Source organism: Marivivens donghaensis (genome assembly GCF_011806565.1).
GTDB lineage: Bacteria > Pseudomonadota > Alphaproteobacteria > Rhodobacterales > Rhodobacteraceae > Marivivens > Marivivens donghaensis_A.
Map to the genome: position 1 here is coordinate 97,258 of NZ_JAATOP010000012.1, position 10,382 is coordinate 107,639.

At 61.3% G+C, this 10,382-nt stretch carries 9 protein-coding genes; 3 read left to right on the forward strand and 6 right to left on the reverse strand.

The features are described 5' to 3' along the window. Nucleotides 1-28 precede the first annotated feature (28 nt). The 3 genes from HCZ30_RS14900 to HCZ30_RS14910 are packed head-to-tail and all read left to right on the forward strand — an operon-like array spanning nt 29 to nt 3,172. On the forward strand, nt 29-1,453 hold the full coding sequence (locus tag HCZ30_RS14900) for a TrkH family potassium uptake protein (RefSeq protein ID WP_348640402.1): 1,425 nt from the start codon (nt 29-31) through the stop codon (nt 1,451-1,453). Nucleotides 1,454-1,498: 45 nt separating this feature from the next. After that, nucleotides 1,499-2,713 (forward strand): AGE family epimerase/isomerase, encoded by a 1,215-nt coding sequence (locus tag HCZ30_RS14905; protein ID WP_167639102.1) that lies wholly within the window; start codon nt 1,499-1,501, stop codon nt 2,711-2,713. A gap of 60 nt (nt 2,714-2,773) precedes the next feature. Then, nucleotides 2,774-3,172: a YbaN family protein gene (locus HCZ30_RS14910; RefSeq protein WP_167639103.1), complete on the forward strand. Its 399-nt coding sequence runs from the start codon at nt 2,774-2,776 to the stop codon at nt 3,170-3,172. Here the strand turns inward: HCZ30_RS14910 and HCZ30_RS14915 are convergent. The 6 genes from HCZ30_RS14915 to HCZ30_RS14940 form a co-directional block, all read right to left on the reverse strand. Continuing rightward, nucleotides 3,169-5,259 carry a 3'-5' exonuclease gene (locus tag HCZ30_RS14915; RefSeq protein ID WP_167639104.1) on the reverse strand — a complete coding sequence of 697 codons (2,091 nt, stop codon included), beginning with the start codon at nt 5,257-5,259 and terminating at the stop codon, nt 3,169-3,171. The two genes, HCZ30_RS14910 and HCZ30_RS14915, sit on opposite strands and share 4 nt — an antisense overlap. Next, nucleotides 5,256-5,636: a response regulator gene (locus HCZ30_RS14920; protein ID WP_167639105.1), complete on the reverse strand. Its 381-nt coding sequence runs from the start codon at nt 5,634-5,636 to the stop codon at nt 5,256-5,258. Before HCZ30_RS14920 ends, HCZ30_RS14915 begins: the two co-directional genes overlap by 4 nt. 31 nt (nt 5,637-5,667) lie before the next feature. Next, nucleotides 5,668-6,144, reverse strand: coding sequence for a hypothetical protein (locus tag HCZ30_RS14925; protein ID WP_167639106.1), 477 nt, complete (start codon nt 6,142-6,144; stop codon nt 5,668-5,670). A 12-nt stretch (nt 6,145-6,156) separates the two neighbouring features. Then, on the reverse strand, nt 6,157-7,914 hold the full coding sequence (locus HCZ30_RS14930) for a DUF294 nucleotidyltransferase-like domain-containing protein (protein WP_167639115.1): 1,758 nt from the start codon (nt 7,912-7,914) through the stop codon (nt 6,157-6,159). Nucleotides 7,915-8,062: 148 nt separating this feature from the next. Further along, nucleotides 8,063-9,820 carry a sodium:solute symporter family protein gene (locus HCZ30_RS14935; RefSeq protein WP_167639107.1) on the reverse strand — a complete coding sequence of 586 codons (1,758 nt, stop codon included), beginning with the start codon at nt 9,818-9,820 and terminating at the stop codon, nt 8,063-8,065. A 12-nt stretch (nt 9,821-9,832) separates the two neighbouring features. Further along, a complete protein-coding gene (locus tag HCZ30_RS14940; RefSeq protein ID WP_167639108.1) occupies nt 9,833-10,090 on the reverse strand; it encodes a DUF4212 domain-containing protein in 258 nt (85 codons plus the stop codon). Between the last annotated feature and the right edge of the window lie 292 nt (nt 10,091-10,382).

Here is a 10,382-nt window from a genome sequence, read left to right on the forward strand (position 1 = left end):
TCGCTTGTGAGAGCTCGCCTTGCACTTTGTGGTCTACGTCAATGGCATCGTGATGGTGTTTCTGGCTGCCTTGATGGGGCTGGATGCGCTCTTCTTCCGCGAGACCGCCGTACACTTTCTGACGTCGGCGGTGATCGTGGGCTGCGTTGGCGGGCTGATGGCCATCGCGACCGCGAACAGGCGCGACCGCGTCCACAGGCTGCACCTGTTTCTGATGACATCGTCGGTCTGGCTGGTCGCCGCGCTGGTCGGTGCTATCCCGCTGGAGTTCTGGGGGATGCACGCCGTCGACGCGATTTTCGAGGCGATGTCCGGCATCACCACCACAGGATCGACCGTGATGAGCGGTCTCGACCAGACGCCCAAGGGCATCATTTTCTGGCGGGCCTTGTTGCAGGCGCTCGGCGGGGTCGGGTTCATCGTGACGGGCATCGCGATGTTGCCGTTCCTCAAGGTCGGCGGGATGCAGCTTTTCCGCACGGAAAGTTCGGACAAGGGCGACAAGGAGGTCCGCAACGCCGCGACCTTCGCCTCCTCCACACTGAAAATCTACGTCTGCCTCATCGGCGTCTGCGCGCTGCTGTACCTCGCGGGCGGGATGAGCGGGTTCGACGCCATCACCCACGCCATGACCACCCTGTCGACAGGGGGCTATTCGGGGTACGACGCGTCCTTCGGCCATTTCGATAGCGCCTATTTGCAATGGGTCTGCACGCTGTTCATGCTGCTCGGCGCCCTGCCCTTTGCGTGGTACATCCGTGTGATCCTGCGCCGCACCGTGCGATCCGAGCAGGTCAACGCGATGCTCATTTCGTTGACAGCTGTCATCCTGCCGATGGCCGCGTGGCTTGCGCTTCACCAGCAGATCGACCTGCTGACCGCGCTGCGGATGGTGGCGTTCAACGTGGTGTCTGTCGTGACGACCACGGGCTATGCGACCACCGACTACACCCTTTGGGGACCGTTTGCGGTGATGGGGTTCTTTATCCTGACGGCAACGGGCGGCTGCACCGGATCGACCGCTGGCGGCGGCAAAGCGATGCGTTGGCTGATCGCTGCGCGGGCCATCTGGGCCTCGCTGAAAAAGGTGCGCAGCCCGAACCGCATCTCCGAGGTCTACTTCGAAGGCCGCCGCGTGGAGCCAGACGTCATGAGCGGCGTGGTCTCCTTCCTCGTGTTCTATGCCATCACCTTTGGCCTGATGTCCGCCGCGCTCACCATGCTGGGGCTGGACCTGTCCACCGCGACCTCGGGCGCGCTCACGGCATTGGCCAACGTCGGTCCCGGAGTGGGCGAAATCATCGGGCCGGCGGGCAACTTCGCCACGCTCTCCGCGCCGGTCAAAGCGGTCCTGACCTTCGGCATGTATCTCGGGCGTCTGGAAATGCTCACAGTCTTTGTGCTCTTCACCCCCCTCTTCTGGCGGGAAGTTTTGGTCGACACGCGCAACTAGAACGTTAATCATAGAAAAGTATTTCAGTGATTGAGATTTATTACGATGGACGCTTCGGATTACGCCGCGCTCGATAGTCACCTGATCGACGAACCCCGTTTTCAGTACCGACTGCGATCCGAAGCCGAAGCACAACTCGCGTTCTTCCGTCGATCACTCAGAGCCGATGGCGGGTTTGATCTGCTGGCGTTTGACGGCACTCCGATCACTGGACAGGACCAAGGGCTGACGGGCACCGCGCGGCACGTCTACTCCTACGCGCTCGCCAAATCGACGGGTCATCCGGACTGCGACGACATGATCGACGCTGGCCTGACGTGGCTCGACAGCCATTTCCGCGACAAGGCCCATGGCGGATTTTACTGGACGCTGAATGGCACCGAACCGACCGTCGATCACAAGATGGCTTACGGGCACGTCCATGTCCTGCTCGCCGCATCCGCCGCCACGCAAGTCGGTCATCCGCTTGGCCCCAAACTGCTGGAGGATCTTTCGGACCTCCTGCTCAACCGTTTCATGGACAGCTCCGCCGGTCTGCTCGCCGACGAGTTTTCCCGCGACTGGAGCTATTGCTCCGCCTATCGCGGCTATAACGCCAATATGCACGGGCTGGAGGCATACCTCGCCGCATATGAGACCACGGGCGACACCGGTTTTCTGACCCGCGCTGAACAGGTGATCGACTTTTTCGCGAACCGCATTGCTCGGGCGAACCACTGGCGGGTGATTGAACATTTCGACGCCAACTGGTCGCCGGATATGGACTACGACGGTCATTTCGCGCTGACGCCGCGCGGCACGACTCCGGGGCATTCGTTCGAACTGGCGCGGCTGATGATCCAGTATTGGGACCTCGCCGGACGCCCGCGCGGCAATCTGGTGTTCGACGCACGCAGCATCATCGACACCGCGCTGTCCGATGCGTGGGATGAGAGCGGCGGCATTTCATACACACTAGAATATGACGGCCGCATTCTGAACCCCGCCCGTTACTGGTGGCCCGTGACCGAAGCGATCCTTGCCATACAGGCGCTGATCAAGGTCGCCCCGATGCCCAACGACGAGGGACGTTTCCGCAGGCTCTGGGACGAGGCCGAGGCGCTATTCATCGATCACGACTACGGCGGCTGGTTCCACGAGGTCGCGCCCGACGGCACCCCGACCGAAGCGACGGTGCGCGGTAAGCCCGACCTTTATCATTCGATCCAAGCGGCGATCCTGCCTGCGCAAAAGGGTGTGACGCGCATCATGAGCGCGTAAATCGGATATTGCTCCGCCTGCTTCGAGGATTATGTTGGCCCTCGGAGGTACATCCAACCGATGCCCAAATCCCGCGCCCATCAACACGTCGTCCGCGCTGTCTGGTTCAGCATCGGCGTCCTCATGATCGTGCTTGCGGTCATCGGCGCGGTTCTACCAATCATGCCGACGACGGTGTTCGTGATCATGGCGGCCTTCGCGTTCGGCAAATCGTCTCCGGCGATCGAGGCGTATCTGCTCAATCACCGCTACTTCGGCCCGATCATTCAGGACTGGCGCAAGTACGGGGCCATCGCGCCCAAGTACAAAGTCATCGCTATCGGAGCGATGCTGGTGACGGTCGTCTCTGCACTCGTGCTGGGCGCGCCGCAGAAAGTCATCATCATCCAGCTTGTTTGCATCTCGCTCGTCGCGATCTACATCGTCACGCGCCCATCGGGACGGGTCGACGCGGACTAGATCTTCATCAGGTCGGTGTTGAGATCCTTTTGCAGGCGCTCGTGCTTGCGGAACTCCGCGATGAGCTGCCCGAAGGTTTCAATGCCCCGCGCCTCGGCCATTGTAAGCATCTTCTGGAACGCTTCGGCTGTGGCAATCGCGTCACCCATGGCCGTATGGCGCGCCCCGTCGGGGATGCGGACACCGAGCCGTTCGCAGATCGCGTCGAGCGTATGCTTCTCGCCCCGCCCGAACAGGAATGCGGACAACAAAACAGTGTCTATTACAGGCTGATCGAAGCTTTTTCCGATCCCCGCTTCGTGCCGCCGCAGGAACTCCATATCAAAGGGCGCGTTGTGAGCGACCAGCACGGATTCCTTGGCGAAAGCGTGGAATTGCCGCCCGACTACATCGAGCGTAGGGCGCTGCGCAACCATATCGTCGGTGATGCCGTGCAGGTTGGTCGTTTGCAGCGGAATGGGGCGTCCGGGATTGACGAGTTGCTCCATCACCTCGTTCGGCACGATCCGCCCGTTGACGATGCGCAGGGCAGCGATCTGGCAGATTTCGTCACCTTGGGACGGCATCAGGCCGGTCGTTTCGGTGTCGAAAACGGTGTAGGTCATCTCTGACAGCTTGGCGTTGATCAGCTCGGTCGGCGGCGGGCGGCGCAGCAGTTCGAAGTCGTAATTCACGCCGGTCGCCAGCTTGGTCGCGTGCTGACCGATGGTCTTGGGCAGCGGGATTTTCAGGATATACCGCCCTGCCCCGTCCTCTTCGGGCCAGCAATCGGTGCCATGAAGGCGCAGGACCGAACGGCCCGTCAGCACCGTGCGGCGATCCGGCAAGGGCGCTGCGATGCACTCGGCCAGACGGTCGTAATAGAGTTGATGACCGCTCCACCCCAGACCGATCACGGTCATGCCGCCCTCTTCGCGGATAATCAGCGACAGCGCCCGCGCGTTGTGCTGTTTTGAAATGAGCCTTGCCAGATGCGCCACCAGCGACGCCATCGGCGACACCGCGATATTGAGGCGGATCTGCTCGTAGCCCTCGGCAATCAGCGTGATACCATCAAGGCGGCTGCGGATCGCGCGGATGAACTTGGTCGGAGAGATGTCTTCGAGCGGCCAGTACGCCTCGCGGGTTTTGCGGTAGGCGGCGTCCATGCTGTTGACCTGCGCGATCAGCTTATGCGTCCGCGTCAGCAACGCCTCGGACAAGGTGATATCGGCGGCAAGGCTCGGGGATTGTTCGCGCAGTTCAAGGTTCGCTTCGAGCGAGGCAAGTTCTGGGCGCAGCGTGACGAAGAGGTCCGCCATCAGCGTGCCTGCCGCAATCGCGTTGCGCGTTTCGAAACTCGCATCCCGAAGGACCAGCACATAGGGCGGCTGCGCGTCGACTGTGCTCGGCGCGTAAAGCAGACGCACCTCGCCCATGCTGAAATGCCCCGTGCGCGCGTTCTCCATCAGGAAGGTGACGGAACGGTCGGGAGAGTGGCTGGCAACGGCGAGGTTATACGCCTCCAGTAGCGGGCCATATTCGGTGAATTCGAACACCGACCGCCCCAGCGCCATCGCGGTTTCGCCCTCGTTCAACAGACCGGTGGCCGCACCATTATAGAACGTCACCGTGTGGCGACCCGAGCAGACGACGACCCCCAGAGGCAGGACCGCAAGCGTCTGGATCAGCTTTTCCAGCTCGCTGCTCATCCGCGTGGTTTCATGCGCAACGGACTCCGCCATCGAATTGCGCGCGTTGCTGAGGCTGCGTCCGATTTGCTCCACCGCCGGAACGAGGTCTCCCAGATAGCGCGTCGTTTCCGGATCGGGCGGCACCGCGCTGTCACACTGGGCGCGGGCTTGCAAATGATTGGCGACCGCTTGGATCGGTGTGGCGAGGTTCTGGTCGAACAGCGTCCAGACCCACGTCAGAAAAGCGGCGAGGAAAATGATCGACAGAACCATCGGCAGCGCCGGACCCGCGTCGGGATAAAGGCGGCCAATTACGGCGGAGAGCTGAATGATCGCCACGCTACCCACGAACATCAGGACAAAGAACAGCCCCATCCGAGTCCGGAGCTTTTTCCTGCGGAGACTCGCAATCATGGCCGCACTCCCTTCCATAATTCCGAAATCGCGTAATTCAGTTCGGGCAGATCGAACGGCAACGGCAGCACGACCGTCGCACCCACCCCATCGGCTTTGAGCCGCACGATGTCATTGTCGGCGGGGATCATCAGCGCGATCGGGATGTCACGGAAACCGGCTTCGAGGCGGACCCATTGCGTGAACGCAAATCCCGACATCGAAGGCAGGTTGGCATTGATCAGCAGGGCGTCGGGCCTGTTCAGCTGCAAGCTTTCCATTGCCGCAATGGCCGAACGAACGTGCGAGGTGGTGTAACCTTCCTCCTCGATCAACGTCGACAGCGACTGCCCGAAGGTCAGATCGTGTTCGACAATCAGTATGTACTTCGCGTTCATGTGGAACCCCAATCAGTGGTCCCGCCAGACGTCATGCCTGACAGAAAGCTTGTAGTATCGTTTCTCCCTCGGCGAGCTGTTCTTCGGGCTCGAATGTGCCGTCGGTAAGTGCTCGCGCGATAGTACTTTGGTTGCAGTTCACTCGGACCAATACGCCAGACGACTCCTTCCACCGAGACGCGGCAATGATGAGCCCAGAATACACGTTATCGGTGTCAGCAATAGAAATATCTTTCGCATATAACACGCCCGAGGTGACGGGCCACGCGTATGACCAAGGTTTAAAGGGACTTTGCGAATATGCACGTTCTACGACAATCGCGTCCGCTGGCACCGTATTTTCGGCCCACACGTATTCCGCGTAAATCGTTGTGCACAGGATCCCAATTCCGCCCGCTGCGGGAACAATCCATTTCGGCAGGCGTCCTCGCGACATCTTGATCACCCCGAGCGCGATCCCCGCCAAGGCAACGCCCGCGATGAGCGTTGCTGCAAATTCGAAAAGCATGACCTCTCCCCCCTACTTTACCGCGCCCGACCCCAGCGACGATTGCATGGTGCGCACGATGACGAAGGCATCGCGAAGATGGCTTCGTTCGAACGCGGGCAATGTCGATGGAGTGAGATAGTTGTCCGGCTTCTCTCCAGCCCTCACCAGTGCGGCCTGATGTTCCAGACGCACGGTGGCAATCGTATCGTAAGCCGACAGCAGGTCCCTCCCCCCGCTATCGGATATGATGCCTGCCTCGATCGCTGCGTCAATACGCGAGCGTGTATTCACCACGGACAATTGACCGCGGAGCGCATAGACGCGGCCCAAATCGACGATGGGCACGACGCCGTTGTGCTTCATATCGACCTGATGGCGGTGCTCGCCCGATTTGATCGTGGCAAAGCCCCGAAACAGCGACAGCGGCGGTATGTGCTTGAGCGAATTGCCGATCATGTGGGCGACGAAGATGGAGTTCTTGCCCGCAGCTTTGAGTGTGCCCTCTTGCAGTTCATCAAACAGCCGCTCGTCACCCGCGATGGGGCGCAGGTCGAACATGACGGAGGCGAGCATTTGCGCCTCTTCGTCCGGCTGGGTGATCCAGCGGTGGAAATAGCCCTTCCACGTTTTCAGCCGCTGCCGCCAACGATCCGCCGTCGCCATCATATCACCGGGGCAATAGACGTAACCGCAGGCGTTGAGACCATCGCAGACGAAACGCGCGGTCTGTTCGAACCAGCGCATGTCATCTTCGGTCGCGCTATCGTCGATAATGAGGCAGTTGTCCTGATCGCTGACGCCCGTCTGTTCGCGCCGCCCCTGACTGCCGCAAGCGGCCCAGCAATAGGGGACGGGCGCGGGGCCGAACTGCGCCTCGGCCATCTTGAGCAGGCGGCGGGTGACGATATCGGCGATGTCGGTGACTTTGCGGGTGACGACATCATGCGCGAGGTGGCTACCGACAAGCTGCATCAGCAGTTCGGGCAAGCGGCGCGTGACATCCGCCATCTCGGCCACCGTTCCGGCGCGGGTCACATCCGCCACCATATTCGCCTGATTGCTGGCGAGGAAACGGGTCAGGTCCGTCTGGGTGATCATCCCGACGAAGTGCCCCTGCTCCACCACCGGAATATGGCCGATCCGGCGGTCGATCATCGTGTGCATCACGTCGGACCCCAGCGCCTCGGGGCGGAGGGAGACGGGATCGGCGGTCATCACATCGGACACAGGCGCGGACGGATCGCGCCCCTCTGCGATGACCTTGTTGTTCATATCGCGCACCGTGATCAGGCCGACGAGCAGATCGCCCTGCACCACGCCGAGCGAGGAAATACGGTGCTCCCGCATCAGTTTGGCCGCGTCGCGGATCGTCGTGTCGGGCGTGCAGGTGACAGGCGCGTGGGTGAGCATATCGCCCAGCTTCAGCGTCATGATCCCGCCTTGGGTCATGCCGCGCGTGCCGCCGCGATTGAAATACCGGTTGAACGCTGGCGCGTCCGTCATCGCCTGCCGGAAAACGGCGGCGGGAAGAAGGTAAAGCTCCGCGTCCTTGGTGACGACAGCGGTGGTCGCGGCCTTCCCGTCCCTCAGTAGACCCCGCTCGCCAAAGTGGTTGCGGGCGCGCAGCACCGAGACCAACGCCCCGTTTCCGTCCGTCACCTCGACCGCCCCGCTGGCAATCAGCCAGACACCATCAAGATCGTCGCCATGTGCGTAAACGGTCTGCCCTGCCTCGACGTTCTGGCGGATCAACTGAACCGCCAACGCTTCGAGCGCGGCAGGGTCCATCCCATCGTATGGGTGTGTCTGTTTCAGGAACGGCAGTAGTGACTTCAAGTGTTCGCCCTCTGTGCAGAAAGCGCAGGGTCTCCCCCGCGCTTCCAATTGATCATGAGACTGTTTCCAGTGGATTGATCTGTATCAACACAGACCAATTTTAGTGGTCGACAGCCGCTCCTGCACCGCTCGGGATGCGGATGTTTTCAACGAGCTCCTGAATTTCGACCGGCGGTTCGTCGGTCGCGTTGGACACCACGTAGGCCACGGCAAAGTTCACCAGCGCACCGACCGCACCGAACGAGGTCGACTTGATCGAGAACAACAGCGGATCGGCATCGGTGAAGCTGTTGGTGCCTTGGATGAAGAACCAGCCCTTATGCAGGAAGATGTAGACCAGCGTCACCAACAGACCTGCGATCATACCGGCCACGGCGCCCTTGTTGTTGATGCGCTTCGAGAAGATGCCCATCATCAGCGCAGGGAAGATCGACGCCGCCGCCAGACCGAAGGCCAGCGCCACGGTCTGCGCGGCAAAGCCCGGCGGGTTCGCACCCAGAATGGTCGCCACGACAATCGCGACACCCATCGAGATACGGGCAGCCAGCAGCTCGTTCTTTTCCGAGATGTTCGGATTGATCTGCGACTTGATCAGGTCGTGCGACACCGCCGACGCAATCGCCATCAGAAGGCCCGCAGCGGTGGAGAGCGCAGCGGCCAGACCGCCAGCAGCCACCAGCGCGATCACCCAACCCGGAAGGTTGGCGATTTCGGGGTTGGCCAGAACCATGATGTCACGGTTCACGTCCAGCTCGTTACCTTCGCCCGAACGGTACTCGATGGTGCCGTTGCCATTGGCGTCTTCAAAGGTCAGCAGACCGGTCTTTTCCCAGTTACGCACCCACGCCAGCTCGTCGCTGGTCTCGATTTCCTCGACCGAAACGGCCTCGGCGTTCAGACCGTTCGGCCAGAAGGTATCGATCACGTTGAGGCGGGCCATCGCACCGACAGCAGGCGCCGTCAGGTAGAGGAGAGCGATGAACACTAGCGCCCAACCCGCCGAGAAACGCGCGTCCTTCACGGTCGGAACAGTGAAGAAGCGAACGATCACGTGCGGCAGACCTGCGGTACCGATCATGAGGGTCATGGTGAACAGGAACAGGTTCAGCGTGGTATCGGTCTGCGCCAGATACGACCCGAAGCCGAGGTCGGTGACCAATTGCTCCAACGTTGCCAGCATCGGCTGACCTGCGGGAACGCCCGCAATCTGGGTGGTGGTGTCGCTGAACAGGCCAATCGCCGGAATCGGAGTGCCCGTCAGTTGCAGCGCGATGAAGATCGCCGGAATGGTGTAGGCGATGATCAGTACGACATACTGCGCCACCTGGGTGTAGGTGATGCCCTTCATGCCGCCGATAACGGCGTAGAAGAACACGATGGCCGCGCCGATCAGCAGACCGGTGAGGTTGTCGACTTCGAGGAAGCGCGAGAACGCAACGCCGACGCCGGTCATCTGGCCGATCACGTAGGTCAGCGAAGCCACCACGAGGCAGATCACGGCCACGGTGCGGGCGGTCTGGCTGTAGAAGCGGTCACCGACGAACTCGGGCACGGTGAATTTGCCGAACTTGCGCAGGTAAGGCGCAAGCAGCATGGCGAGCAGAACGTAACCACCGGTCCAGCCCATCAGGTAGGCCGAGGTGTTGTAGCCGCCGAATGCGATGATACCCGCCATCGAGATGAACGAGGCCGCCGACATCCAGTCAGCGCCGGTAGCCATGCCGTTGACGACAGGGTGAACGCCGCGGCCCGCTGCGTAGAACTCCGACGTGGAGCCTGCACGCGCCCAGATGGCGATGCCGATATAAAGCGCGAAGGTCGCGCCGACGACGATGATGTTCAGAGTAAACTGGTCCATGATCCGCGCCCCTTACTCGTCAACGCCGTATTCGCGGTCCAGCTTGTTCATGCGGAACGCGTAGGCGAAAATCAGGATGAGAAACACGAGGATCGACCCTTGCTGGGCGAACCAGAAACCGAGGTCGGTCCCGCCGACGATGATGCCCGACAGCGCCGGACGCAGCAGAATGCCAAAGCCGAACGAACACAGGAACCAGATCACGAGGCTGATGCCGATGATCCTCTTGTTCGCCGACCAGTAAGCGTTTTTGTCGCTTTGGATAGCCATAACTTCCTCCTTGAGGCCCTCTCCCAAGGGCCGACTAGACCGGCGATGTCGCCTGTCCCCCTGCCCTGCCTTTATGCAGGGCGATGACCGGAGCGCCGTATATCCGGCGCTCCGTTATTCATCAGGCCGGTTCGGCCTGCTTCTTGTGAATTGAATTGGCGACCAGATCATCCACGACCGACGGGTCAGCCAGCGTGGACGTGTCCCCGAGCGCGCCGGTGTCGTTTTCGGCGATTTTGCGCAGGATGCGGCGCATGATCTTGCCGGAGCGGGTTTTCGGCAGGCCGGGGGC